The 24,101-nt window shown below is 44.4% G+C and carries 29 protein-coding genes and 1 riboswitch; of the genes, 7 read left to right on the plus strand and 22 right to left on the minus strand.

Annotation, left to right across the window (positions count from 1 at the left end):
* Positions 1-38: 38 nt before the first annotated feature.
* Entirely contained in the window at positions 39-596 is a 558-nt protein-coding gene (locus tag AB1K91_RS16590) for a flavodoxin family protein (RefSeq protein ID WP_413091449.1), read from the plus strand.
* Positions 597-680: 84 nt separating this feature from the next.
* Here the strand turns inward: AB1K91_RS16590 and pdaA are convergent, their stop codons facing one another.
* From pdaA to AB1K91_RS16610, 4 genes are all read right to left on the minus strand, one after another.
* Positions 681-1,472 carry a delta-lactam-biosynthetic de-N-acetylase gene (gene pdaA, locus AB1K91_RS16595; RefSeq protein WP_413091450.1) on the minus strand — a complete coding sequence of 264 codons (792 nt, stop codon included), beginning with the start codon at positions 1,470-1,472 and terminating at the stop codon, positions 681-683.
* Between the two features lie 88 nt (positions 1,473-1,560).
* Positions 1,561-1,707 carry an SE1561 family protein gene (locus tag AB1K91_RS16600; protein ID WP_413091452.1) on the minus strand — a complete coding sequence of 49 codons (147 nt, stop codon included), beginning with the start codon at positions 1,705-1,707 and terminating at the stop codon, positions 1,561-1,563.
* Positions 1,708-1,762: 55 nt separating this feature from the next.
* Positions 1,763-2,557, minus strand: coding sequence for a YfkD famly protein (locus AB1K91_RS16605; protein WP_413091454.1), 795 nt, complete (start codon positions 2,555-2,557; stop codon positions 1,763-1,765).
* Positions 2,558-2,623: 66 nt separating this feature from the next.
* Positions 2,624-3,028 (minus strand): OsmC family protein, encoded by a 405-nt coding sequence (locus AB1K91_RS16610; protein WP_413091456.1) that lies wholly within the window; start codon positions 3,026-3,028, stop codon positions 2,624-2,626.
* A 143-nt stretch (positions 3,029-3,171) separates the two neighbouring features.
* Here AB1K91_RS16610 and AB1K91_RS16615 point away from each other — a divergent pair, with 143 nt between their 5' ends.
* Positions 3,172-4,350, plus strand: a complete 1,179-nt coding sequence (locus tag AB1K91_RS16615) for an MFS transporter (RefSeq protein WP_413091458.1) — start codon at positions 3,172-3,174, stop codon at positions 4,348-4,350.
* 32 nt (positions 4,351-4,382) lie between these two features.
* Here AB1K91_RS16615 and AB1K91_RS16620 read toward each other — a convergent pair whose 3' ends face one another.
* From AB1K91_RS16620 to AB1K91_RS16630, 3 genes are read right to left on the minus strand one after another with little or no spacing between them, the layout of a single operon-like run.
* Positions 4,383-5,072, minus strand: coding sequence for an amino acid ABC transporter permease (locus tag AB1K91_RS16620; RefSeq protein ID WP_413091460.1), 690 nt, complete (start codon positions 5,070-5,072; stop codon positions 4,383-4,385).
* On the minus strand, positions 5,069-5,953 hold the full coding sequence (locus AB1K91_RS16625; RefSeq protein WP_413091462.1) for a transporter substrate-binding domain-containing protein: 885 nt from the start codon (positions 5,951-5,953) through the stop codon (positions 5,069-5,071). Before AB1K91_RS16625 ends, AB1K91_RS16620 begins: the two co-directional genes overlap by 4 nt.
* A gap of 23 nt (positions 5,954-5,976) precedes the next feature.
* Positions 5,977-6,822, minus strand: coding sequence for a transporter substrate-binding domain-containing protein (locus tag AB1K91_RS16630; protein WP_413091464.1), 846 nt, complete (start codon positions 6,820-6,822; stop codon positions 5,977-5,979).
* Positions 6,823-7,094: 272 nt separating this feature from the next.
* On the opposite strand from AB1K91_RS16630, the gene AB1K91_RS16635 reads away from it, so the two are divergent.
* Positions 7,095-8,930 carry a heavy metal translocating P-type ATPase gene (locus tag AB1K91_RS16635; RefSeq protein ID WP_413091465.1) on the plus strand — a complete coding sequence of 612 codons (1,836 nt, stop codon included), beginning with the start codon at positions 7,095-7,097 and terminating at the stop codon, positions 8,928-8,930.
* Positions 8,931-9,088: 158 nt separating this feature from the next.
* Here the strand turns inward: AB1K91_RS16635 and AB1K91_RS16640 are convergent, their stop codons facing one another.
* The 3 genes from AB1K91_RS16640 to AB1K91_RS16650 all read right to left on the minus strand — a co-directional run bounded on the left by AB1K91_RS16640 (position 9,089) and on the right by AB1K91_RS16650 (position 10,583).
* The gene (locus AB1K91_RS16640) at positions 9,089-9,910 is read right to left on the minus strand and encodes a YihY/virulence factor BrkB family protein (protein WP_413091467.1); all 822 of its coding nucleotides are present in this window, start codon (positions 9,908-9,910) and stop codon (positions 9,089-9,091) included.
* A 36-nt stretch (positions 9,911-9,946) separates the two neighbouring features.
* A complete protein-coding gene (locus tag AB1K91_RS16645; RefSeq protein WP_413091468.1) occupies positions 9,947-10,288 on the minus strand; it encodes a hypothetical protein in 342 nt (113 codons plus the stop codon).
* Between the two features lie 127 nt (positions 10,289-10,415).
* A complete protein-coding gene (locus AB1K91_RS16650; protein ID WP_413091470.1) occupies positions 10,416-10,583 on the minus strand; it encodes an arsenate reductase/protein-tyrosine-phosphatase family protein in 168 nt (55 codons plus the stop codon).
* A gap of 125 nt (positions 10,584-10,708) precedes the next feature.
* On the opposite strand from AB1K91_RS16650, the gene AB1K91_RS16655 reads away from it, so the two are divergent.
* Complete coding sequence (locus AB1K91_RS16655) at positions 10,709-11,734, plus strand: S66 family peptidase (protein ID WP_413091472.1); 1,026 nt, start codon at positions 10,709-10,711, stop codon at positions 11,732-11,734.
* Between the two features lie 18 nt (positions 11,735-11,752).
* On the opposite strand, the gene AB1K91_RS16660 is transcribed toward AB1K91_RS16655, so the two are convergent.
* The 3 genes from AB1K91_RS16660 to AB1K91_RS16670 all read right to left on the minus strand — a co-directional run bounded on the left by AB1K91_RS16660 (position 11,753) and on the right by AB1K91_RS16670 (position 14,574).
* Positions 11,753-13,117 (minus strand): LLM class flavin-dependent oxidoreductase, encoded by a 1,365-nt coding sequence (locus AB1K91_RS16660; protein WP_413091493.1) that lies wholly within the window; start codon positions 13,115-13,117, stop codon positions 11,753-11,755.
* 77 nt (positions 13,118-13,194) lie between these two features.
* Positions 13,195-13,296, minus strand: a riboswitch (SAM riboswitch).
* A 12-nt stretch (positions 13,297-13,308) separates the two neighbouring features.
* The gene (locus AB1K91_RS16665) at positions 13,309-13,680 is read right to left on the minus strand and encodes a DnaJ family domain-containing protein (RefSeq protein ID WP_413091474.1); all 372 of its coding nucleotides are present in this window, start codon (positions 13,678-13,680) and stop codon (positions 13,309-13,311) included.
* Between the two features lie 72 nt (positions 13,681-13,752).
* The gene (locus tag AB1K91_RS16670) at positions 13,753-14,574 is read right to left on the minus strand and encodes a CAP domain-containing protein (RefSeq protein ID WP_413091476.1); all 822 of its coding nucleotides are present in this window, start codon (positions 14,572-14,574) and stop codon (positions 13,753-13,755) included.
* Between the two features lie 497 nt (positions 14,575-15,071).
* On the opposite strand from AB1K91_RS16670, the gene mreBH reads away from it, so the two are divergent.
* A complete protein-coding gene (gene mreBH, locus AB1K91_RS16675; RefSeq protein ID WP_093728081.1) occupies positions 15,072-16,079 on the plus strand; it encodes a rod-share determining protein MreBH in 1,008 nt (335 codons plus the stop codon).
* Between the two features lie 95 nt (positions 16,080-16,174).
* On the opposite strand, the gene AB1K91_RS16680 is transcribed toward mreBH, so the two are convergent.
* The 3 genes from AB1K91_RS16680 to AB1K91_RS16690 are packed head-to-tail and all read right to left on the minus strand — an operon-like array spanning position 16,175 to position 17,419.
* Positions 16,175-16,555 (minus strand): VOC family protein, encoded by a 381-nt coding sequence (locus AB1K91_RS16680; protein ID WP_413091478.1) that lies wholly within the window; start codon positions 16,553-16,555, stop codon positions 16,175-16,177.
* A gap of 11 nt (positions 16,556-16,566) precedes the next feature.
* A complete protein-coding gene (locus tag AB1K91_RS16685) occupies positions 16,567-17,199 on the minus strand; it encodes a uracil-DNA glycosylase (protein ID WP_413091480.1) in 633 nt (210 codons plus the stop codon).
* Between the two features lies 1 nt (position 17,200).
* Positions 17,201-17,419 (minus strand): YdbC family protein, encoded by a 219-nt coding sequence (locus AB1K91_RS16690; RefSeq protein WP_413091495.1) that lies wholly within the window; start codon positions 17,417-17,419, stop codon positions 17,201-17,203.
* Positions 17,420-17,504: 85 nt separating this feature from the next.
* Here AB1K91_RS16690 and AB1K91_RS16695 point away from each other — a divergent pair, with 85 nt between their 5' ends.
* Positions 17,505-17,741 (plus strand): DUF2164 family protein, encoded by a 237-nt coding sequence (locus tag AB1K91_RS16695; protein ID WP_413091482.1) that lies wholly within the window; start codon positions 17,505-17,507, stop codon positions 17,739-17,741.
* 7 nt (positions 17,742-17,748) lie between these two features.
* On the opposite strand, the gene AB1K91_RS16700 is transcribed toward AB1K91_RS16695, so the two are convergent.
* The 3 genes from AB1K91_RS16700 to AB1K91_RS16710 are packed head-to-tail and all read right to left on the minus strand — an operon-like array spanning position 17,749 to position 21,231.
* Positions 17,749-19,149 carry a PTS transporter subunit EIIC gene (locus tag AB1K91_RS16700; RefSeq protein WP_413091483.1) on the minus strand — a complete coding sequence of 467 codons (1,401 nt, stop codon included), beginning with the start codon at positions 19,147-19,149 and terminating at the stop codon, positions 17,749-17,751.
* 19 nt (positions 19,150-19,168) lie between these two features.
* Positions 19,169-19,894 (minus strand): chitin disaccharide deacetylase, encoded by a 726-nt coding sequence (gene chbG, locus AB1K91_RS16705; protein ID WP_413091485.1) that lies wholly within the window; start codon positions 19,892-19,894, stop codon positions 19,169-19,171.
* An 11-nt stretch (positions 19,895-19,905) separates the two neighbouring features.
* Positions 19,906-21,231 (minus strand): family 4 glycosyl hydrolase, encoded by a 1,326-nt coding sequence (locus tag AB1K91_RS16710; RefSeq protein ID WP_413091497.1) that lies wholly within the window; start codon positions 21,229-21,231, stop codon positions 19,906-19,908.
* 143 nt (positions 21,232-21,374) lie between these two features.
* On the opposite strand from AB1K91_RS16710, the gene AB1K91_RS16715 reads away from it, so the two are divergent.
* Positions 21,375-22,085, plus strand: coding sequence for a GntR family transcriptional regulator (locus AB1K91_RS16715; RefSeq protein WP_413091486.1), 711 nt, complete (start codon positions 21,375-21,377; stop codon positions 22,083-22,085).
* Between the two features lie 17 nt (positions 22,086-22,102).
* Here the strand turns inward: AB1K91_RS16715 and AB1K91_RS16720 are convergent, their stop codons facing one another.
* Genes AB1K91_RS16720 through AB1K91_RS16730 form a run of 3 tightly spaced genes read right to left on the minus strand, consistent with a single transcriptional unit; the run spans position 22,103 to position 23,934 of the window.
* A complete protein-coding gene (locus AB1K91_RS16720) occupies positions 22,103-22,717 on the minus strand; it encodes a TetR/AcrR family transcriptional regulator (protein ID WP_413091499.1) in 615 nt (204 codons plus the stop codon).
* Positions 22,665-23,558: an MFS transporter gene (locus tag AB1K91_RS16725; RefSeq protein WP_413091488.1), complete on the minus strand. Its 894-nt coding sequence runs from the start codon at positions 23,556-23,558 to the stop codon at positions 22,665-22,667. The genes AB1K91_RS16720 and AB1K91_RS16725 overlap by 53 nt, the downstream gene beginning before the upstream one ends.
* A complete protein-coding gene (locus AB1K91_RS16730; RefSeq protein WP_413091490.1) occupies positions 23,521-23,934 on the minus strand; it encodes an MFS transporter in 414 nt (137 codons plus the stop codon). The genes AB1K91_RS16725 and AB1K91_RS16730 overlap by 38 nt, the downstream gene beginning before the upstream one ends.
* Between the last annotated feature and the right edge of the window lie 167 nt (positions 23,935-24,101).

The following is a 24,101-nucleotide window of genomic DNA, read 5'->3' on the forward strand; positions in this document are numbered from 1 at the left end:
ATACACTTTTTATATAAATATTGGAAAGGCGTGATAGCTTGTCTATCGGATTGATTCTTGGCAGCAGCCGTACGAAGAGCAAGAGCAACAGTAACATACTGGCTGAAGCCCTTACAGAAAATATGGAGCATGAAACACTTGATATCAGCGAATTATCCTTGACGGATTTTGAAGACTTCCGCCATGAATCAGTACATGCACCCCTCGATGAAAGCACCCAGATCTTTTTGGATTTCCTGTTAAAACATGATATCGTCGTTATTTCCGCACCGATTTACTGGTATGGCATACCCGGCAAGCTGAAAGTTCTTCTTGATCGGCTCAGCTATGTTTTCAGACAACCGGCATTCGAGAACAAGAAGCCAAAGGAAGCCATCGTACTTGCAGTCGGTGGGGATCGACCGCGAGTAAAAGGTTTGCCGATGATATTGCAATTCCAGCAGATATTCGACTTTATCGATATTCCCTTTGATCATTATGTATTGGCTGAGGGCAATAAACCGGGAGATGTAAGATCCGACAGTAGAGCCCTGGCCGAAATAGCTTGGCTGCGCAAATATTTGCAGAAAGAGAACACGCATGAAGAACACAACTGAAAAAACGTGGCGGGACTACTTCATGGAAATTGTCAAAGCTGTCATCCAAACAAAATGAAAAAGCTGATCCTCATTCGGATCAGCTTAAAACTGCGTAATCGCCTTCGGCAGGATATCTTGTTTGACCAAGTCATCCAGTGTACGGAAAGAATATCCTTGTTTCTTCAATTCCACGATCAGTTTCTCCAGTGCCACAGCATTATCTTCAGATACGGAATGCAGCAGCACTACTGCTCCCGGATGCATCTGAGCCATCACTTGATCATACGCATACTGCCAGCCTTTTTGTTCACCCGTTCTCCAATCAGCATAAGCGAGTGACCAGAATACATTCGTATAACCAAGATCTGCGGACCATTTTAACGAGCGGGCACTGAAGGTACCACGCGGGGCTCGCAAATAATGCATCTCATCCTGATCTGTCAGATCTGCCACCGCATCCTCCAGCATCTCCAGCTCCTGCTGCATCTTATCTTTGGAGACTTTCGTCAGGTCCGGGTGATGATAAGAATGATTGCCCACGATATGTCCTTCTTCCACCATCCTTTTCACCAAGTCAGGCGCCGATGAAACATAATGACCTGTGATGAAGAACGCAGCCGGAACATCGTGCTTTTTCAATACATCCAGGATGTCTCCTGTATACCCTTGCTCATATCCGTTATCAAAAGTGATATAGACTGTTTTTTCTCCGGAATCATCCAGATAATAGCTGTTGTATTTATCCAATAGCTGCTGGTATTTGCCAATTTCCGGTATGCTGCCATCCTTGCTTTTTACAAATCCCCATCCATAGCTGACGGAACTTTCAGCGGCTCCGAATGATGGTGTGACAAACAGCAAAACAAACAGGGCTATGATTGATTTCCATCGCATATGACACACTCTCCTTACCGATAGAATGTGCCAAATCCCGCCCCTCTATGCGACGAAAAAATAGAAAAGACCGTGCCCAGGCACGATCTCACTTCAGTTTATTTTCCATTTCATCAAGCATCCGGAGCATTTCATCGATTTCATCCAAGGAAGCCTCTTCTGGTTCGATACTATCCAAATAATCCATGAATGCAGCCAGACGCTGCTTCAAATCATCCACTTTACTTACTGCCAAATATAAAACCCCTTTACTGCTTCATCTGGCTCTTAGTATATCACAGCGGCGTTCGTCATTGAACGTTGAAGGTGAAGGACAAGTGGTCTTGAATCGGAATCCATGCGCCAATGCCTTGCTTGGTCACATTCTTGACTACAATTTGTTTTCTTGAGCCTTTCAGTTCCAGATAGACTTCCCCGAAAGTGATCGTACCCTTTTCATTGACTGCTGGCGCATAAGCCGTCAGGATTCCGGACTTATTCAACGGAACGCCATAAGCATTTTCCTTGTTCGTCCCTTTACCGATGACAGTCTGGAAGGATAGCGGAAGCTTTGTGTTCTTCTGTGCCTGCTGCAGCATCATCAGCTTGATGTCTTTCGGGTTTTCGATTTCAGCTGTCAGTCCGCCTTTTACATAGCGTTCTTCCTGCTGTTCGTAATTCATCTGCGTTGCTGATTCGCCTCCTGCATTGCTCAGTTGGTTCGTATTCACTTTTTGATATTGCCAATTGATATTCGTTTCGGCAGACTGGTATTCCAGCGGCCAATGCCCCATGTAAATCATTCCGCGGTATCCAATTGCAAGCGGTGATGGTTTCAGCGTCGATTCATTGAGAATGCGGATCAGCTCTGGGTTTTGAATGACAATGTCACTGTCCTCCGTCAGTTCCCTGACAAGTTCACTTGGTTCCAGAACAATCTGATCCTTATTTGAGTTCGGGTAAGTATTTTCTTTGGATATATTCAAAACATGATTCGGGATTTCGGTATCCTTCTTCTGCACTTTCTCTGCTTTCCCTGCCAGGGAAAAAGGAAGAGTCAGCAAAGCCAGTGCCATGATTGTTATGAGGATTCTAGCGAATTTCATAAAGAAAAGCCCCTGCCTTTTTAGATTTTTTTCTAGTATCTGAAGTCAGGAGCCATCCTATACATCTCAATAATGATTCAAATGATTCAGATGGACAAGGTCCAATCGCTCTTCGATTTCAATGCAATCCTTCACCGTTTGCACCATGGAACAGTTTTTTTGTGCAAGCTCCAAGTCCTTTTCCAGCTGCCCTCTATCCAAATGATAGCCACGTACAATGAACGTCAATGTGATTTTGGAAATGCGATTAGCAGCCAATTCATCTCGTTCCACTTCAGCTGCCACTTCCAAATCATCTATCTCAAGCCGCTGCTTTTCGATGATTTTTCGAAAAACAGCTGCACTGCATCCTGCTATCGAAGAAACCATCAGCTCATAAGGTCGGATACCAAATAGCTCATTCCCGTCAATATCCAATGTTTGATGGGGCAGTTCGATACGGAATCCATGCTGTTTCATTGTCAGCTTCAATTCCTTCACCTCTCCTTGCTATATCTTTATAGCTTATATTCCCAAGGAGATCAGCTTTTAACCCTCCACCTTGATTGACCAATTCCAGGAAAAACTATACAGTAGGATGGGGAAATCATCTTACATACAGGGGTAATGACATTATGAGAAATGCATACAGTTTTTGGATTCTTGTCAGTATTGTGGCAGTTTCCGGTTTCAGTCAGGGGCTGCTGCTTCCGCTCATCGCCATTATATTTGAGCAGGACGGTCTTTCTTCATCGATGAATGGATTGAATGCTGTTGCCATTTATATCGGAATTTTACTTGTATCTCCATTCATGGAAGCCCCCTTGCGTAAATTCGGATACCGTCCGGTCATCATGGCCGGCGGACTGATCGTTGTTGTGGCATTGCTTGCCTTCCCGCTATGGAAGTCCTTTTGGTTCTGGTTTGTCCTGCGGCTATTGATCGGAATCGGAGATAATGCGCTTCATTTCGGTACGCAGACTTGGATTACATCCTCTTCTCCTGAAACAGTACGCGGACGGAACATCTCCATTTATGGGCTTTTCTTCGGGATTGGGTTTGCTGTCGGTCCGCTCATGACATCGCTTGTCAAGATTTCAGAATCTCTGCCATTCATCTTATCAGGCGGACTTTGCTTGATCGCTTGGTTCACTCTTTTTCAGCTGCGCAATGAATTCCCAGAAGAAGAGAATAACCAAGCTGTACAGCAGCAAGGATTGCTGCAGCGTTTCGGCTCGACACTGAAATATGCTTGGGTTGCCTTTTTGCCGCCACTTGGATACGGCTTTTTGGAATCCTCCTTGAATGGAAGTTTTCCTATATATGGGCTGCGTCAGGACATCGGTGTATCAGAAGTGTCCATATTGCTGACCGGCTTTGCCATCGGAGGTATTGTGTTCCAGATTCCACTAGGTATGCTCAGCGATAAATTCGGCCGTAAGTATACACTCCTGACCGTTATGCTTCTCGGTACGATGTGTTTTGCGGCAGCCGTATTTACAGAACAGCATTATATCGCCTTATTCGTTTGTTTATTCGCCGCCGGGATGCTGCTCGGTTCAACCTTCTCGCTCGGCATAAGCTATATGACTGATTTGACACCGCGGCATTTACTGCCGACAGGAAATCTGCTTTGCAGTATCACCTTCAGTATCGGCAGTCTTGGCGGACCTTATCTTAGCGGTGTGTTTATCGAAAAGATGCCTGATGTCAGTTTCTTTCTCATCATGACAGTCATTTTCGCTGGTATTTTCATAACCTTGCTCGTCCATGCAGTTTTCACTAAGCGTACGGTGGTTGCAGAACAGCAGTAAAGGGATGCGCCCGAGCGGGCACATCCCTTCTTTTAATTGATATAACGGGAGAATCGCTTCTCCAGACGTTCCTGGAAATAAGAAATGATGATACAAAGCGGCCAATATACAAGCGCCACTGTAATATACATCGTCATCGAATCGAATGTCCGGCCAGCTACAATCTGTGCTTTCTGGAACATTTCCGGAACAGTGATAACTGCCGCCAGACTTGTCGCCTTCACCAAGTCAAGGAACACATTTGTCAGAGGTGGCATCGCTACCCGCGCTGCTTGCGGGACGATTACTCTTGTCAGTGTTTGCCAATAATTGAGACCGAGCGCATAGGAAGATTCCCATTGACCATATGAAATACTGTTCAGCGCCCCTCTGTTGACCTCGGCAATATAAGCTGCACTATTCAATCCGAAAGCCAGGACGGCGCATGTAAATGCATCCAGCCTGATTTGTACAACCGGCAACCCTTGATAAAGGATGAACAAAAACACGAGTATCGGTGTTCCGCGCATAAAGGAAATATAGAAACGCGCGGGCCATCGCAGGAAAAAGAATCGGGAACTGCGGCCGATTGCCAGGAAAAAACCTAGTAGCAGACCTATCCCCATACCGGCGAAAGCAACTGCTATCGTCATTGGTAATCCTTCCAATATGAATGGCAGGTTCTCCCATGCCAATTCTGCATCAAAGAATTTCCCGATATTCACAGCCTCGAATGGTATCATTTTTCTTCTTCCTGCTGCTGTTTCAATACTTCATCGATAGTCGGTATATCCTCATCCGGCTGTTTGGAAACGTCCGCACCACCGAAGAACTCCTCGGACAATTTCGTCAGTGTACCATCTTCCTGCATCTCATCAAGAACCTTGTCGACTTGTTTCTTCAATTCCGTTGCATCTTTCGGCATGATGGCAGCATTGGCTGTTGCATCGAATTTGAAATCCGGGTGGATTGTGATATTAAAATCCGGAAAAGCTTGCAGGGCCAACGACTGCAGATAATAATCATTGATGATCAGATCGGTACGGCCGTTGTCCACATCACGCAAATAGACGTCATTGGTCGTATTGCCATATGCCACCACCTCGGCACCAAGTTCTTCGGCAATCTTGCTGTAGCCGGTTGTTGCCTCACCCCCTGCTTTTTTCCCTTTGAAATCTTTTAAAGAATGAATGCCAGAAAGGTCATCTTTACGCACGATCATCGTGGTATACGAATATTTATACGGATTGGTATAAGCAAACTTATCCTTACGCTCATCAGTCACACCAATATCATTTGCAGCCATATCGACACGTCCATTCTGAACAGACGCAAGCATGTTATTAAAATCAGAGGTCTTAAACTCTACGTCCAAATCGAGACGTTTGGCGATTTCTTTGACTACTTCTACATCGTATCCAGTTATTTCATCCGATCCTTCTGGATAGTAACTTGCCGGATACAATGTGCCGGAAGTTCCGACGGTGACCTTCCCGGAATCTTGAATTTCCTCCCATACTTTATCTTCTGACGCTTGTTCGGCACTATCATTATCAGAAGAACCGCAAGCACTTAAAATAAGGACGACCAGTAAACTGCTTAATAACAGTAATCGTTTCTTCATGATGATGTTTCTCCTTTATCGATTCACTTATTGCTTTCTTGTTCCAATAGTTCATCCACTGTCGGTAATTCTTCATCTGGTTTTTGGGAAACATCCGCACCTCCATAGAACTCCTCTGAAAGCTTCGACAATGTACCGTCTTCTTTCATCTCATCAAGGGCCTTGTCCATTTGTTTTTTAAGTTCCGGTGCATCTTTGGAAATAATGGCACCTTGTTCAATCTGATCGAACTTGAAATCAGGATGGATCATGATATTGAAATCAGGAAAAGCCTGCAAAGCCAATGATTGTAAATAGTAGTCATTAATGATAAGATCTGTCCGTCCATTATCGACATCCCGCAAATACACATCATTAGTTGCATTGCTATATGTGACCACCTCTGCCCCGAGCTGCTCCGCAACCTTGCTATGGTTTGTCGAAGCTTCCCCGCCGGCACGTTTTCCTTTTAGATCCGCCAAGCTGTGAATACCAGACAAATCATCTTTCCGGACGATCATGGAAGTATAGGAATACTTATATGGCTCTGTGAAAGAGAATTGCTCTTTTCTTTCATCGGTAATCTCGATATCATTCGCTGCTACATCTATTCTGCCATTCTGTACGGAAGCGAGCATATTATTAAAGTCAGATGTCTTGAATTCCACTTCCAAATCCAGCCGCTTTGCAATCTCCTTGATTACTTCCACATCATATCCTGTAAGTTCATCGGAGCCATCTGGATAGTATGACGCAGCAAAAAGGGTACCGGATGTACCGACTACAAGCTTGCCGGACTCCTGAATCTTCTCCCATGTTTTATCATTGCCAGCGCTTTCAGAATCTTCCTTCCCACTGTTTCCACAAGCTCCCAGAAGTAGCACAATCATAAATAAACTACATATAATACCTAATCTCTTCCCCATGAAACTACACACTCTCCCCTTGTTATATTTTCATATATCCTAAAAGATAACAGGTAATCACTTCTATTTCAATATTTTTCTGAACTGTTTCATTTTTCACTTTCAACTGTTACACATATAAATAAAAATTATTTCTTTTTTATATTGATTTTAAACTAGCTTTATAATATAGTGAAATAACTATTACATTATAATAATTATAAACAAGCTACATATGAATTGGAGGATTTAACCGAATGAAGAAACATTTCGAACTGCTTGCCGCATTATTCAGCGGTGCAATCATCATCGTCACCTATTTACTATTTCATGACACAGAAGCAGCCCCTTTGCTTTATATTGCCGCATATCTGATTGGTGGTTACTACAAGGCAAAAGAAGGAATTACCGAAACAATTCTGGAGCGGAAGCTGAATGTGGAGATGCTGATGATTTTCGCTGCAATTGGAGCTGCCATCATCGGTCATTGGCTGGAAGGCGCTTTGCTCATTTTCATCTTTGCCCTTTCCGGGGCTTTGGAAACTTACACAGAAAACAGAAGCAGCCGGGAATTACACGCATTACTGTCACTTCAGCCTGATGAAGCGACGAGATTGACTGCTGCCGGAAAAGAAACTGTCCCTGTAGATCAACTCCGCGTGAATGATCAAGTACTGGTACTGCCTGGGGATCGCATCCCAGCCGATGGCGTCATCATAAAAGGAACAACGAGCATCGATGAAAGTGCCATCACGGGGGAAGGTATACCGGTAACAAAATCAGAAGGTCATGAGGTATTCGCCGGCACCGTAAACAGCAGCGCTGTCTTGGAAATTCGTGTCACGAAACCTTCAGAAGATACATTGTTCCAGCGGATCATCACAATGGTCCAAACTGCCCAAGCACAAAAATCACCCGCTCAGCATTTCATCGAGCGATTCGAAGGTCCTTATGTCAAAATCGTCCTGTTGCTAGTATTGCTTTTATTCCTAGTTCCTCCAATCTTTACGACCTGGTCTTTCACCGAATCATTTTACCGAGCAATGATTCTGCTTGTTGTCGCCTCCCCATGCGCTCTTGTAGCATCAGTCATGCCGGCGACCTTATCCGCTATTTCCAAAGGCGCGCGAAATGGGATTCTAGTCAAAGGCGGGGTCCATCTGGAATCACTTGGACAAGTAAAAGCAGTCGCCTTCGATAAAACCGGCAGTTTGACCGCTGGTACACCGTCCGTGACAGATTTTCTTGTCAGTAAAACAGCTGAAGCTTCCCAAGTGCTGAAAGCAGCTCATGCCATTCAGTCCCAATCCTCCCACCCGCTCGCAAAAGCAGTGGCAGCATATACAAACGCTGACTCCATCGAGCCTGCCGATCACGTAACAGATGCTGCCGGTCAAGGAATGGAAGGAGTATGGCAGGGACAGAAGTGGCGGATCGGTAAAGCATCTTATATGAACAGTACAGGTGACCAACTATTCGCAGACCAAGCGGATGCGTTGGCTGCTGCCGGAAAATCGCTTGTATTTATAGAAAACGAAGATGGGATTGCCGGGGTATTTGCACTTCAGGATACATTGAGACCCGAAGCCAAAGCAGCTATCCGTTCCTTAACGAAGCTTGGTATATCGACTATCATGCTGACAGGAGATAACGAGCAGACCGCAAAGGCAATAGCCGCCCAAGCAGGCATCACAACTTATCGCGCCAATTGCTTGCCAGAAGAGAAAGTTGCGGAAATCAAAGGGCTGGAAAGAAATTACGGAATGATTGCCATGGTAGGAGATGGAATCAATGATGCTCCTGCCATTGCTAGTGCACAAGTTGGGATAGCCATGGGGAATGGGACAGATGCAGCCCTGGAAACCGCTGATATGGTTTTGATCAAGAACGACTTACGGAAACTGGCTGATGCCATCAGGCTCTCAAAGCGGATGCGCCGGATCGTCAAGCAAAACGTCATCTTCTCCATCAGTGTCATTCTGCTGCTGATTTTGGCAAATATCAGCCAATATCTCGGTTTGCCGCTCGGCGTGGTAGGTCATGAAGGCAGTACCATTCTTGTGATTTTAAATGGTCTGCGGCTATTGAAATAAAAATGCTTCCTTTATCAGGAGGCGTCTGAAAAAGTGGTTAAAAATAAAAAAGTAGAAGGAGCCTAATACATATAGATTCCTTCTACTTTTTATTTACTCTTATATAGACATTATACACTCGCTACAAAAGGATCCTTTAGTTTTTCAGCGCCCTTTTATCAGGAAGCCTTTTTCGCTTTCCTCCGCTCATCCAGCATCGCATTGATTTCACCACCGGTAATGATGATGATGCCAGAAAGATAAAACCAGATCATCAGGACGATGACTGCTCCAAGAGATCCATATGTCGCGGAATAATTGCCGAAGTTGTCTACGTAAAAGGAAAATAACAGAGATGCAATCATCCAGCCGATCGCCGCAAAGGCTGCACCGACCATCGATTCCTTGACCGAGATTTTCTTACTTGGCGCCAGCACGTACAATGCGAGCAACACAATGAAGAATATGACAAAAGAGATCACCCAGCGCAATGCACCCCATACAGTCAGAAAACCATCATCCAATCCGAAAATGGAAAAGATATAAAGTCCAATCGATTTACCAAAGATCGGCAGCAGGAATGCGACCGCGATAACGAGCACCATTGCGATTGTCAGCACGACAGCTACTCCTCTGGCTACGATGAAAGATCGATCTTCATTGACATCGTATGCCCTATTCAAAGCACGAATGATGGCATTGACACCATTTGACGCGGACCAAAGCGTTGCCAAGATACCGATCGATAATAGCCCCCCGTTCCGGTCATTGACCAGCCCAGTTATATTTTCTTCCAATAGTTCCATGGTCGATTCAGGTGCAAATGTCGATAATGTATTCATGATATCTTGTTGACTGACTGGCAAAAATGCGATCAATGATACCAGAAAGATGATAAATGGAAATAGTGATAGCAATAAAAAATAAGCCAGCTGGGCAGACAGACCAGTCACTTCATCATTGCCGATCCGCTGCCCAAGCTGTTTCAAAAAGCTCCCCATGGCTTCTCCTCCTTCTCTCTCTATACAGCCTTATCTTTATCTAGCTGCAGTCGTTGCTCCTGCCAACTGTTTCTGGGGCTCTCCGGCAGGTAATTCGATTTGATCGTCCAGCTTGCTCACTTTCTGCAGTGCATGCTGGACTTCCTCCAATCCTCTCAAGCCCTTATCGGCCGAAGTGGATAAACTGGTCGCCACTCGCGCATAAGACGTTTTTACATCATCCACGAAGACACCAGGATTGCGGAGGTAAAAAACTGCTTCAGAACCAGCACGCATCAAATTGCCTCTTACGTGCTCCCTTGTCTGTGCATCACATAACGAAATTAAGCCGCCGACAGTAGCACCAATCGTTAAACCTAACGTGAACTTACTTTTCATCAAACCGGCTCCTTCCACCGTATCTGTTGTTTTATATTGCCTCGTACAATTCCGCACACCCTGCATCCAGCAGTCTGCACTTGCTTCGCTAGTTTCTCAACTATTGGAATGCCCTTTTGCCAGAAGCTCACCGGCAGAAGGATGTAACTTTTTCTTTTTCCCTCGAGCCAATGACCGGTTCCGGCGGAGTCGAAAGCCCGGATAATCCTGCTCCCTCTATCCGTTTGCCTAAAATCGTCTCAGCCACCGGCGAGCGGCAGATGTTGCCTAAACAAATAAACAACACGTTTATCATTCACTCAACTCCCTCGTTTTATAAATGCGAATATGTGTGGATATCTGCTATTCCATTCCCCGCAGAACATCTGTTCAAACAGCAGAACACCAATGCTATAATATGGAAAAGAAAGGATGATACTGATGTCGACCATCTTTCCAACTGCTCTCACACCCAACTCCACCTTTGCCATCACAGCACCATCCAGCGGAGTCCCAGCTTCCCTCCATTCCCGAATACATAAAGCTAAAGATCAGCTGGAGAAGCTGGGACAACATGTGATCATAGGGGATACCGTCTGGACTCAAAAAGCCGCCAGAAGCAGCTGCGCTGAAAACCGGGCAACCGAACTGATGAGCTACCTTACCGACCCCGGAATTGATGCCATCATGCCGCCATGGGGCGGAGAACTGCTTGTCCAAGTATTAGCAAAGCTCGATTGGGACAAACTAGCTTCAAATAAACCAAAATGGCTGATTGGTTATTCCGATACAAGTACACTTCTCTGCAGTTATACCCTGCAAACAACCATCGCCACTGCCCATGCGACCAATTTCTTCGATTTGCATATGGAAGCACTCGATGAAACGACAAAGCAATGGCATAAGGTTTTATCAGCGCCGTCTCGTAAAAACTTTGTCCAGTACTCCTCGCCTATGTACCAGTCCTCTTGGGATAAGCTATTCGCACAGGACGATGCAGCAGGATTTGATCTGGACAGTAAAACGCAATGGAAATCCACCACAGGCCAACCGGTCTCTTTTACCGGCCGATTGATCGGCGGCTGTCTGAATACGCTGACCGTCATCGCTGGAACAAAATACGCACCTATTCAGAAATGGCGTGAAACATTTGAAGAAAATACGATCATCTATCTGGAATGGGCTGATTGGGCATCAGCCGAAGCGTACCGAAACCTTTGGCATCTGAAAGAACACAGCTGGTTCGATCGGGCAAGCGGTGTATTATTCGGCAGACCCGCCCGGAGCACACCTTCAGAAGATTACACCGTGGAGCAAATGATCCATGAATTCGCCGATGAAATCGGATTGCCGATCATTTATGATACAGATATTGGACATATGCCGCCGCAGTTAACGATGATCAATGGCGCTTTGGCAACAGTCTCTTATCAAGAAGGCAATGGCATTTTGACTTATCTGGAATAGAAAAAAGGAGCTGATGCTTCAGCTCCTCTTTCCTTGTTTCGCCGGATGCGCCCCGGTAAGATGCGGATGTCCATATAATTTCTCCCGGAATGTTCCTTCTGCATACTCCTTTTTGTATAATCCTCGCTTCTGCAGGATTGGCACGACTAATTCAACAAAGTCTACCAAGTCCTTCGGCGTAATGTAATGCGTCAAATTGAAGCCATCGACCCCGCTTCGCACAAAGAGATCTTCTATCTTGTCAGCCACCTGTTCAGGACTCCCGACGATGATATCCATCTCAGCCGGCTTGCTGAATTTCTCCTGTATTTCTTTGACAGTGAAGGGCTTAGCAGCATCCTTTGTCAAATACGCAGCCCGCGATTGCCCTTGTTCTGTATGCTTGTATGTGAACAATTCATCTTCATTTTCATAGGAAGCTAAGTCATAACCAGTCGATCCGCCATACTGGGCTTTGGCTGCATCTGCACTCCAATATTTCTTGATTTCCTCATATTTCGCCTGCGCTTTCTCTTCCGTTTCGGCAACGACCACATTCAGGAAAGTGAATGCTTTGATTTCAGCACGGCTTCTGCCATACGCTTCTGCCCGCGTTTTGATATCCTCGATATAGTAATTGATCTTTTCTGGTGTAGGTCCGCCAACGAATACACATTCAGCATGCCTGGCTGCGAATTCCCGTCCTTTTTCAGAAGTACCGGCTTGGTAAAGCACTGGCGTGCGCTGCGGTGACGGTTCACTGACATGCGGTCCTTCGACTGAGAAGTATTTGCCCTTGTGCTTGATACGATGTACCTTTTCCGGGTCCACGAGCACACCTCTTGCCGGATCCGACACAACCGCATCCTCTTCCCAGCTATCTTCAAGCAATTTATAGGAAACCTCCAGGAATTCCTCGGCTATTCTGTAACGTTCATCATGCTTGACCATTTTCTCCAGCCCGAAATTCCGGGCCGCATTCGGCAAGTAAGATGTAACGATATTCCAAGCGACACGACCCTTGGTCAAATGGTCGAGCGTAGAGAATTTTCGTGCATTATGGAATGGCTGCTCGTACGATGTACTGACTGTGACAGCGAAGGAAAGATGCTCTGTCACCGCTGCCATAGCCGGGATAGCAAAAGCTGGATCATTCAGCGGCACTTGGACCCCGTCACGCAATGCTGCCTTTTCATCCCCTCCATAAACATCATAAACACCAAGCACATCAGCAAAAAACACTGCATCGAACTTTCCTTTTTCCAAAAGACGCGCAAGCTCGACCCAGTAGTCCAGCGACTTGTATTCCCGATGCCGTCTGTTCTCCGGATGCTTCCATAAACCATGGGCATTGTGCATAGCGGATGTCATATCAAATGCTTGCAAGATAATTTGTTTCGTCATCATTCTCCACTCCTCTGCATATGTAAAAAAGCCTCTTCCGTTTTACAGAAGAGGCTCCTTATCCAAGGTAAAAGCTCCTCTTATCTGTCAGACTTGTCGTCTGCTGGAATTGGCACAGTGCATCCCTGCCTGTTGCCGAGGCTTCCAAGGGCCAGTCCCTCCACCTCTCGTGATAAGAAAATACTATGTGATTATGTTAGTTTGTTTTCAATCCGTTCCCGGTATTGATTCAGTGCACTTGGCGAATTTCTCTTGAGTTTCTGAAGCAATGCTTCGTATTGAATCTCCTTTTCGCTGATCCGTTTCCGATAATCCGCTCGCTCCGAATCATCCGTACAAGCACGCAGTAAATCGCGCAGTGCTACAATTTCTTTTTGCAGCTCCATTTCAGGTGGGATATAGCCGGCATTCTTCAGAACCTTATAGCTCATCCGCATATCCTCTGGTACACCGGATAAATCCTCCAGTACCAAAGGTTTTCCTGTACCAGGAAGGTTGCGGAATTCTCCACTTTCTTCCGCCTTTTTTATCCTTTCTTCCGCAAGCAGCGAAATCAGATCCATACAATCCCTCCAAAAATGCAAAAAAAGCAACCGATTCACAATCGGTTGCTTTTCATTATACAATAATCTGAATTATTTACCAATGAATTGCTGTGTCCAATAGTTACCGTTTTCTACATAACCTACACCGATGTTTGTGTAATCAGGGTTTAGGATGTTTTCACGGTGACCTTGGCTGTTCATCCAAGCTTCCACGACTTCTTCTGGAGTCTTTTGACCTTGGGCGATGTTTTCACCAGCAGTTTTATAAGAGATTCCGAAAGATTTCATCATGTCGAACGGAGAACCGTAAGTCGGGCTGTTATGATCGAAGTAGCCTTTGTCCGCCATATCCTGGGATTTTGCACGTGCTACTTTGCTTAGTTCGGCGTCTGCTTTCAACGGCTTGAGACCAGCTTTTTCACGCTCTTTGTTAGTCAAGTCCACTACTTGTTGTTCGAATGCACTCAGGCCTTCAGTAGCTTGCTTGTCTTCTGTTTGTTTGCTGTCAGAAGCAGTTTCTTGTTTTTGTGCTGGAGCTTGTGCTTTTTGTTCAGTTGCTTGCTCATCAGCTTTTTCTTCTTTTTGCTCTTTTTTATTAGAAGCAGGTGCTTTTGCTTCTTCTTGCTTAGGTGCTTGAGTTTGTGCTTTCTCTTGTTGAGCAGGCTGTTGCTTATTATACTTCGCTAGCAAGCTATCAACATTAATGTTAATGTTATAAGCTGATAGATAGTCATTCACCCATTTATTTAAATCTTCGATAGAAGAGAAAGATCCGCTTTTCACTACTTGTGCTACATGCACTTGAGCTTCTTCTTTAGTTGGTTGTGCTGGTGCAGCATTAGCTGTTCCTGCCAAAGCGCCACCTGCTAGGATAGCTGTAGATAGTGTTGTTACTAATACTTTCTTGAACATGATGTTGCTCCTTTCGAGATGTGTGTTTTCTGTTGCAGCAACATCATAGCATGGGTTTTTGTGTAATATTGCAGCCTGGATTTTCCAATTGGCACTCATCCCTGAACAATCCAGCAAAAAGTTGGATATTACGCGAAATCATACCCGCTCCTCCTGCTCTGAAACTAGTAATAAACAGTCATCTTTCTATTTATTGGTTATAAATTAGGATTGACACCTTTTTTCCTTCCTAGTTTTTGTAACAATCCCTCATTATTTGTAATCTATCTGTAAATTGACTTAGTACTCTCTCTTCCTATAATTCTTTCTTCCTAAACTTATTAGTTTAATCTGCCAAATTAGGATAAAGGTATCTCTTTAACACCTCTATACCAGGTGATAAAATGAACTATGTCGAATTTAGAAGTTTTTTGGTACTTTGACGTATCTACCCCCATAAATAAATAAACGGGTGAGAATGAATATAATAGAAATATGTCATCATTGGAGGAAATATAATGTTTGCTAATCCTGAAATCGGAATAGACCTTGGCACTGCAAATATACTTGTGTATACAAAACAAAAAGGAATCGTATTGAATGAACCTTCCGTTGTAGCGATCGATTTGGAAACAAAAAATGTTGTGGCGGTTGGAGCTGAAGCAAAAGAAATGGTCGGTAAGACTCCTCAGAATATCGTACCGATCCGTCCATTGAAAGATGGTGTAATCGCTGACTATGATGTAACAGCTCAATTATTGAAAGAAATATTGAAAAAAGTAAGCAAAGTGATGGGCGCTTCCCTTCGCAAGCCTACTATTGTTGTCTGTACGCCTTCTGGCAGTACTTCCGTTGAAAGACGCGCTATACATAATGCAGTCAAATCGTATGGTGCAAAAAATGTTCATTTGATCGAAGAACCCATCGCTGCAGCGATCGGGGCAGACTTGCCAGTAGACGAGCCGGTGGCAAATGTGATCGTCGACATCGGCGGCGGTACAAGCGAAGTCGGCATCATCTCATTCGGCGGCGTTGTTTCCTGCCGTTCCGTGCGAATCGGCGGGGATTCCATGGATGAAGAAATTGTTCAATACATCCGCAAGCACTACAACATTTTGATCGGGGAAAGAACGGCAGAGCAAATCAAGATGGAAATAGGCCATGCTTTGATCGAACATGATGAACTGATGATGGATGTCCGCGGCCGCGATATGGTGACAGGACTGCCTAAAACGATCGGCATTTCATCGAAAGAAGTACAGGTTGCCCTTAAGGAATCATTGGAACAAATCCTGGAAACCATCCGCATGACATTGGAAGACTGCCCACCGGAACTCAGCGGGGATATCGTCGACCATGGTGTCATTTTGACAGGCGGCGGCGCATTGCTAAAAGGTATGCAGCAATGGCTTGCTTCTGAGATTTCCGTTCCCGTGCACTTGGCTCCGAACCCATTGGAATCTGTTGCAATCGGTACAGGCCGCGCCTTGCAAATGATCACCAAACTACAAAAAGCAGCAAAATAATAAAGAAAGGCGTATCAGTCAGCTGATACGCCTGTTTTTTTATGGAAAAGCGGAGAAGACCGCTTAGAAGAGGTGCCTTTTCCTCACGCAAGGCTTTATCGCTTCGGCCGCAGTTTCTGGTCTTTGGAGCTATACTGCACCAATCCAATGCCAACTCCGACCGGGTCAACCAAATAAGCAAGATGGAATGATTCAAAGTCCATTTTTTCGCGAACGACCACTGCTCCTTCCTCTTTGGCAGCTTGGATCGCTTTATCCAAATCCTCCACTTCAATCTGGATCCTGGTTCCATGCGGAAAATCATGCGGTCCCTTACTTATTCCCCCTCCGATTCCTCCATCAGCCTTCACCTCTTGATAGCCCCAATTCGGCTCCCCTATCTCCCAGCCGAAAACATTGGCGTAAAAACTGGCCGCCTTGGCAGGGTCTTGACTGTTCAGCTCAAATCCAACCACTTTTCCCTTGATTTTCTCCATGATTCCTCTCCTTATCTATGCAAAAGTTCGCGAATCTTATATGCATGTTCCTCGATTACCGGCCGCAACCCTGGATTGTAAAATACCGACGCAGGATGGTATGTCGGGAATATACGATATATATTCTCGGAAAAAATGAAAGAATCCTCCTCTAAGCTTTTTAATTGCTGAATCGGTTGTTCTATCAGCTTGCCGGCAACCTCTGTGATTCTCTCCTTCGAACCAGTTACCCTTTCCCAGCCAATTCTTCCTAATGTGACAAGGATATCCGGCTTTGCATGCGAGATTTCATAATCGAGTACGGGCGCATGCGCGAGTACCTCGGCCTTAGTAGGTGTCCGATTGTATTTCTTCGTAACAGTCTCCCCGCGGATCTGCTTTGTCTTATATTGATACGGTCTGCTTCTTACGGAGCTAGAGATGAATACTTCTGATCGATCGACTCCAGCACGCTCCAAAAACAAGTCCAGCTCCTTGCCAGCTCGTCCGCTGAATGGGACCAGACTATGTATTTCCGTTTCACCCGGTGCTTCACCAACAAAGAAAAGAACCGGATGCTTCGGTCCTCTACCAGGCAGGAAACCTTCACAAGGGTATGGAGCCATCCTTTCTTTGGCTAGCTGAACCAACTCATCAGGCAGCATATCAGTCAAGCTCCTGCAATAGATCGCGCAATGCACTGACTTCTTCTGCTGAGAGGGTGATTCCTTTACCCATCTTTTCGTGATCTGGCGCCCAGTCCCTGATATCATACTTCGGCTCGCGTCCATTCCAGCTGATCATGTTCAGCTCCTTCTGCCACCCCTTCGGTGATACAGAAATCACTCCCAGTTCCTTCACAATCTCATAAGATAATTCAGCCATCATTGCTCCCACCTTTTCCCTTTTCTAAAGTCTAGCAGAATTATTTGTTATAATGAAACGAAATATTCCATTGGAGGGGAAACCTATGCAACAGTCAATTAAATTGAGCGAAAGCCAGCGCACTGAAATGGTCCGTTCCCTGCAGAATTATTTTGAACAAGAAAAAGACGAGCAGCTAGGCGACCTGGCCGCAGGTCTGCTGCTCGATTTCATCGTCGAGGAATTAGGTCCCATTTTTTATAATGCTGGGATTGAAGCATCTTATCAGTTTATGAATGAGAAGATCGAGGATCTATTCGGGATACAGGTGAGGGAGCGTTGAGCGCTCCTCAATCCTCCAATAAATCATCCATTTCTTTTTTCACAGTCGATGCCTGCGATCCTATGATGATTTGCAGGTTATGCTGATCGACTTCCACAATTCCGTGTACACCCATTTGCTTGATTTTAGATTGATTCACTTGATCCATGTCTTTTATTTCGAGTCGCAGCCGCGTCATGCAATTATCGTTGATGAGTATGTTCTGTTTACCGCCAAGATTTTCAATCAGCTTCTGTGCCATATATCTATGATTGTTATGGGAAAGCTCAAGATCCTTTTCTTCCTCTCCCGCTGCCGCCTCATACACCTTATCCTCTATTTGTCCAATTATTGCTACTTGACGTTTTTTGATGACATAATAAAAAGTGAAATAATACAACAAAAAGAAAACGATACCCACCGGCAGGATAAGTAGTCCTCCATTGCTCAACCCCAAGTTCACGATGTAATCTATCAGTCCAGCTCCCCAAGAAAAACCATGCCTGATATGCAAAACGTATAGTACTGCACCAGCTAATCCTGTATAGAAGGAATGGATGAAGTACAGTAATGGTGAGGTAAACAAGAATGTGAATTCAACAGGCTCGGTAATGCCTGTAATAACTGATGTCGCAGCACCCGATGACATCAGGGTTTTTGTCTCCTGCTTTTTATACTTAGCTGCCCTTGCAATTGCCAAAGCGATAGCCGGGACCCCGAAAAGCATAGTGATATAAAATCCGCCAATGAAGAATCCCGCCATCGGATCTCCACTCAAGAATCTAGTGATTTCACCGGTGACTACTTCACCTGATGGTGTCGTATACTCCCCGAGTCCAAAATAGACGTACGTATTTAACACATGATGCAAACCAAATGGCAGCAGGAATCGATTCAAGAAGCCGAAGATGAATACCCCTATTGCTCCCAAGCCCATCAATGTCTTACTAAAGACATCGATACCCATTTGAGCATACGGCCATAACCAACTCATCAAACCTGCCACTAGTACCATTGTGAAAATAATGACTGTAATAGGGAATTTCTCCCCGCTAAAAAACGCGAACATATTCGGTAGTTTTGTATCTTTGAATTTATTATAGACGAAAGCTGCTATTAAACCAGCAAGCACTCCTCCGAAAACACTCATATTCAGTTCAGGATTCATTAAAGCAAGGCCTTCTTTAAGCACGATGATAGCGAGGAATCCAGTCAGGGCCGGTATTCCTTTATCTTTCGTTCTCGATAGTCCCATTGCAATACCGATGGCAATCAAGGCATCCATCTGTGTCAATATGACACCTGCTGCCTGAAATAAAGGGATATCCAACAGATCCTCGGCAGTGAGCCTATAAAGAATGCCAGCAATCGGTAAAGCTACAATCGGAATGAGCAATGATTTCCCTAACCTCTGCAAGAAATTGCGCATGCTTCCTCATCTCCTGATACTATAGACTTTTGAAAGTAGCCAGCTTCACGCCTTTACAGTTACTTAAAACTTGTTTTACTTTATCTGAGGTTAATAATTCTAATTCGTCCAATCTCGGATATGTGTACGAAGATCCTTCTACAACAGCCTTATCCAAGTAGCCCGGGTGACACATTACTTCCACTGAATCCGCTGCTTGGAACGCATTTGCAATACTTGCTTCATCCTTCAGTACATTCTCTACGTAATACTCGAACCGATTCGGGTGACACAGGTGATCTGGCAATCCCATATTGTTTCTCACTGGCAGATTGTATTCTTCTGCAAGCTGGCAAAAAACATCCCTTATTCCTTTATAAGTGTTGATATGGTGATGACTATCAAGATGTGTCGGATTGATACCAAACGATTTAAAGCGTTCAATCTGCGCCTTCCATTCGTCGTAGATTTCATCTAAATCGACATTAAAAGCGCTTTCATAAAAAGAGAGCCTTCTGAACCTTCCTTGCACATCTACAATCGTCTTATGCTTTTTCAGGATAGGTTCCCCACATGTCAGAACAAGATGTACACCTACTCCCAGACCACTATTTTCCTTTGCTAATTCGGCGGCATGTTCCGCACCGGGCATGTTTGTCATCAATGTAGCTGAACTTAGAACACCGTGCTGGAAGCAATCGATAATACCAAAATTGATTGCCCTTGAATAACCGAAATCATCTGCATTGATAATCAGCTTCTTCATTTTGTTTCCCCCTATTGAAAAGTTGGCCAATATTCCTTATTGGCTTCTTGCAGATCATGCAGGACACGCTTCGCTTTATCTGCGTCTATAACCGTTCGATTCAATGTCATCGCTTGTAACAATTTACGGTAGTCTTGTTCAAAATAAGCTTCACAAACCAGCCGCTCATATGCATACTGTCCTTCTATCAATCCCTTATGAAATACAGGAATCTCTCCAACGGCAAACGCCTGAATACCATCTTTTGCAAGTAATGCAGGTACTTCAATGATAGCATCCGAAGGCAAATTAGCTATGATACCGTCATTCTCCACCATCACGATATATCGCTCTTTTAAATTGTATGCAAGAGATGCAGCAGCCCTTATTATAAAAATGCCATGAATGTCCGCTTTCAGATTCTCCACTGCAGCAGAGCCTGCAGCAACTATCCGTTTACACATATCATGCACACGCTTTTGTCTGCCTTCTATGACCTGCCTCGCTCGTGTATGATCCGGATTCGACTTTTCAACTATTTTGTCGGGGTAAAGATAATATTGCAAGTAAGTATTTGGTAAGTAATCCGGGAAATCCAATAAAGTCTGGCGAGCCTGAGCAAAAGTCTCCTGCCAGGAAACATCATTGGCAATCTCTTCATCTTCTGGTCTGAAGCCTTCTTCGATGATCCGTTCTTTCAGGAGTTTCGTATAATCAGTTCCGTCTGCATGCACGATCTTGGTAAACCACCCGAAGTGATTCAAACCAAAATAATCTGCCGTCAAATCCCAGATATCCACTCCCAGTAATTTCGCGTAACTAATCATGATTGCAATCGGCATATCACAGATGTTCAAGATTCTGTTGTCTTCGGGGAACTGCTGTTTTAACGCATAAGCAACAATGGCAGCAGGGTTTGTATAATTCAGTATCCATGCTTCTTTGGAGATAGCCCGGATGTTTTTGACTAATTCTGTCATATCCTTTATGGACCGGATTCCATAAGCCATTCCTCCCGGCCCGCAAGTTTCTTGACCGACAACACCGTGAGATAATGGGATTTTTTCATCCAGTTCTCTCATTTCCAAACCACCTGTACGTATTTGGACAAATACAAAGTCAGTATTTCTGCAGGCTGTTTCCAAGTTAGTTGTGCTTTTGAATGTAAGATCACCACCATACTGCTCCTTCAGTAAGATGGCGGCAGCATCAGCTATGATCGATTGTCGCTTGTCATCCAGATCGTACAGCACCAGTTCTTTTAACGGGAAAGTTTCTTTCTCGGCAATTAGACTTTTGATCATCCCCAGAGTGTACGTACTTCCCCCGCCTACAATTGCAATTTTCAGTTTTTTTATCAACTCACCCACTCCCCTTCTTAATTAAAACAACTATAATACAAATATGAAAACCAATCAATATAATGTATTATAGTTGTATGTATTTTATAATTCATTACAATACAACACAGAGAGATATGAACGAGAGGTGATGTCTGGAAATGAAAAGTACGCCCCTTTATCGCCAGATAGCGAATGAAATTAAAAAAGATATTGCAAGAGGATATCTAAAAAAGGATGAGGCCATTCCTACCGAAATGGAACTGGCTGCTTCATTCCAGGCAAGCAGGGTAACGGTAAGGCAAGCATTGCAGTTATTAGTGAAAGAAGACCTGCTGTATAAAGTACATGGAAGCGGTACCTATGTGAAACAACAGAAAATCGAACATGACATCTACCGGCTGCAGAGTTTTACAGAAGAAATCATCAAACTTGGAAAAGTTCCTTCCAATAAGTTATTGACCTTCACCATCATGCATCCAGAGGAAGAAATCAGACGTCGTTTACAATTATCATCCGAGGCTCAAGTCTTTTATGTAAAACGACTGCGGTGTGCAGATGATGATCCAATTATTTTAGAGGAGACCTTCATGCCGATAGCCATGTTTCCTGACCTGACAGAAGACATCATGATGAATTCCAAATATGCCTACTTGGAAAGCAAAGGATTTCTTATAAAGGAAAGGATGGGAGAGATGATTCCGGCAATGCCTTCCCCGAATCTTATGAAGCTTCTCGAAATCGAAGAAACTGCCCCTATATTATCTATGCAGCTATGGGCTTTTCTGGAGAATGATATTCCATTTGAATACACACGATTATATTACCGCAGTGATCGTTACACATTTAAATTTAGTTCCAAAAGGTATTGAAAGAGCACATCTAACTTTCAGGGTGTGCCCTTTTCATCAAACAATATTCCACTCAGCATCTCCTTGAACAATTCCACTTGCTCTTTGAGCTTATCCCAGGAAACCGTTCCGATCATTGCCTGCAAATACATACCGTCCTGATGAAGAAAATAAATATTCCCGATTGCTTCACAATTCAAATCCTGGCGAAATTCCTTCTCTTCAATTCCTTTTTCAATGAGTTCTTTAAAATACGATGTTGCCCAAAGTATCCGCTCTTTGAAGAAAACCATCTTCTGATCATCCCGCCAATGCATCAACAAGTACTCGTAAACAACGGTACCAAAGGAGCTGGAAGCAGCGTGCAGCTGTTCGCAAGCCTGATCGATATATGCAATCAAAACTTGCCAGATAGAAGAACAAGTCGTAAGCATCTGTTCCATATAGCTTTCAAAACCCTTGTCCTTCTCAGCCATGATTGCCTGAAACATCGATTCGGTATTTGGATAATACGTATAAACCGCTCCCCTGCTCCATCCCGATGCTTCAACGATATCCGTCATTGTCGTATGCTGATACCCTTTCTTAATGAATACCTCTTCAGCCGTTCTGAGCACCTCGAGCCTTTTCTTTTCCTTGTATGCTTCTGTCACTTTTGGCAAGTGCGTCTCCTCCTTCTGTCTTACGAAAACTAAAAGCTGCTGCTATACCAAGAACAATCAGCAAACAGCCTGTCAGCATGAATCCATGAATCGGGCCAAAAATAGTCATGATGATGCCTCCGGCGGCCATCCCAACAACTGCACCTGCTCCCATGAAGCTGTTGATTGCACCATAAATTTTCCCCGTATCCGTAACCTTTGTCTGCAGCTGCACAGCTGTATGGAAAGGCATGCTTATCGAACTGAAGCCAAACCCAATCAAAAGAAACAGCAACGGCACTAGATATGCATAAATCTTATCCGGTAAATAACTAGCCACTCCAAGCAGCAGTACAACCGTACCTATTCCAAGTGTACCGAAAATAAGGGATGGAGCAAGCTTCAGCTGTAATCTCTTCGTACCGAACAGATAAGCAGCAAGAAACATACCTGCACCGCTGGCAGCAATTGAATAGCCGAAAATGGCAGTCGGCTGTTCCAAAACAAGCCGTAGCAGAACCATCACTTGACTATCGGCAAACTGAAGGACTAGCATAGCGGAACTGATGAGCAGCAGAGCGACATATAGCTGAGGAGACTGACGGATCAGCTGGAAACCCACCCTCATCTCTCCTGTTCGTTCAAAGCTCTTCCGTTCTGCCTTTACTCTTCCAACCTTGATGGTGCTTAATAAAATTACAGCTAACAGAAACGTACCGATATCAATGAGTAAGATATGCCTGACTTCCATGACAATCAGAAGCGAACCTCCTAGGACAGGGCCTGCTATTTTGCTGACCGTCCCTAATACTTCACTAACTGCAATGGCATTCGGCATCTGTGCATGGAACAAGCTGTTTCACCAAACCGTTCTCTGCTGGTGCAAAGACAGCAGCCAGGCACCCGATGGTAAAGAATATCAAGTAAATTTGCCAGATGGATGATGCCGCAAATAACATACTGACTGCTGCTGCCCGAAACAAAGCCGTAGCAATCATCACATGCTTCCTGTTCCATCGATCAGCCATGGTTCCTGCCAGCGGGCCAAGAAGAATACCCGGAATCGCCTGACTAAGCACCAATCCAGATAATTCGACTGACGTGGCTTGAAACGTTACAGAAACCAAAGTGAACATGGCCAGCACATGCAGCCAATCGCCTAGCCCCGAAATAAATTGTGCAGCCTGAAGTGAGATAAAGCGTTTATTTTGCCATAATGACCTTTTCATCTTATACCCCCTTATAATAATGACACTATCGTCATTATTATAAACGACAAAAGTGTCATTTAAAATAAAAAAATAAAAGACCGAGCATTTTGAACTGCACCCCAAAAGTTAGAGTAACACTAACTTTTGGGGTGCTTTATTATGGTTAAATATAGTCAAGAATTTAA

The organism is Terribacillus jepli, from assembly GCF_047228925.1.
GTDB lineage: Bacteria > Bacillota > Bacilli > Bacillales > Amphibacillaceae > Terribacillus.